2 protein-coding genes are annotated in these 1,589 nt (G+C 72.3%); one reads left to right on the top strand and one right to left on the bottom strand.

Annotated features, from left to right (window positions below):
* A partial coding sequence (locus E0F75_RS39695; protein WP_229315910.1) for a hypothetical protein occupies positions 1-285 on the bottom strand: 285 nt, incomplete at its 3' end.
* Between E0F75_RS39695 and E0F75_RS39700 the strand changes: the two genes are divergently transcribed.
* A partial coding sequence (locus tag E0F75_RS39700) for a beta-ketoacyl reductase (protein ID WP_229315909.1) occupies positions 262-1,589 on the top strand: 1,328 nt, incomplete at its 3' end. The two genes, E0F75_RS39695 and E0F75_RS39700, sit on opposite strands and share 24 nt — an antisense overlap.

Below are 1,589 nucleotides of genomic sequence, written 5' to 3' on the forward strand. Positions count from 1 at the left end.
GTGCGGGCTGCGCAGGCGGAGTATCCGGACCGGGTTGTGCTGTTGGATGTGGAGCCGGGTGTCGAGGTCGGTTCGGGTTTGTTGTCGGGTGTGCTGGCTGCTGGTGAGCCGCAGCTTGCGGTGCGTGGTGCGGTGGTGTCGGTGCCGCGTCTGGCGCGGGCGGCTGCCGGTGCCGGTGCCGTGGGTGTGCTCGATTCTGAGGGCACGGTTCTGATCACGGGTGGTACGGGTTCCCTGGCGGGTGTTCTGGCCCGGCATCTGGTGTCGGTGCACGGTGTGCGTCATCTGGTGCTGGCCAGTCGTCGGGGTCCGGCGGCGGAGGGTGCTGCGGAGCTGGTGGCGGAGCTGTCGGCCGAGGGCGCCACGGCGACCGTCGTCGCCTGCGACGTCTCCGACCGTGACGCCGTGGCCGGTCTGCTGACCGGCATCTCCACCGAGCGTCGGCTGACCGGCGTGATCCACACGGCGGGCGTCCTCGACGACTGCCTGCTGGGCGCGCTGACCGAGGACCGTCTCGCGGGTGTCTTCGCCCCGAAGGCGGCCGCCGCCCACCACCTGGACGAGCTGACGCGCGGCCTGGACCTCGACGCCTTCGTGGTGTTCTCGTCGGCTGCGGGCATCTTCGGCTCGGCGGGTCAGGGCAACTACGCCGCCGCCAACGCCTACCTCGACGCGCTGATGCTGCGCCGTAGGGCGGCGGGTCTGCCGGCCGTGTCGCTGGCCTGGGGCCTGTGGGCGCAGACGTCCGGTGGCATGACCGGGCACCTGGGCGCCGCGGACCAGGCCCGTATGGGCCGTGGCGGTGTGCTGGCCATGTCCTCGGCCGAGGGCATGGAGCTCTTCGACTCCGCCGTGGCCGGTGACCAGGCGCTGCTGGTCCCGATGAAGCTGGACCTGCGTGCCGTACGCGCGGAAGCCACGGCCGGCGGCGGGGTGCAGCCGGTCCTCCGCGGCCTGGTGCGTCCGGGCCGCCGCACGGCCCAGGCCGGCGCGGGCGACCGTAACGCCCTCGCCCAGCGGCTGGCGGGCCTCGCCCCCGCCGACCAGGAGAAGACCCTGCTCGACCTGGTCCGCAACCACACGGCGATCGTGCTGGGACACGCGACGGTCGAGCGCGTCGAGTCGGACAAGGCGTTCAAGGACGCCGGCTTCGACTCGCTGACGGCGGTCGAGCTGCGCAACCGGCTCAGCACGGCGACGGGCGTGAAGCTTCCCGCCACGCTGATCTTCGACTACCCGACCCCGCGCGCCCTCGCCCGCTACCTGCGCGACGAGTTCAGCGGGCAGACGGCCACCGTCGCCCCCACCGCGCCGACCACCGCCTCCACGGACGACGACCCGATCGTCATCGTCGGCATGGCCTGCCGTCTGCCGGGCGGCGTCGCCGGTCCGGAGGATCTGTGGCGGATGGTGAGTGAGGGTCGGGACGGTCTGTCGGAGTTCCCGGAGGACCGTGGCTGGGATCTGGACGGTCTGTTCGACTCCGACCCCGACAACCCGGGGACCACGTACGTCCGTCGTGGTGGGTTCTTGCATGACGCGGGTCGGTTCGATGCGGGGTTCTTCGGGATCTCGCCGCGTGAGGCGAC

Source organism: Streptomyces sp. CB02980, assembly GCF_014451325.2.
In the GTDB taxonomy this organism is placed as follows: domain Bacteria; phylum Actinomycetota; class Actinomycetes; order Streptomycetales; family Streptomycetaceae; genus Streptomyces.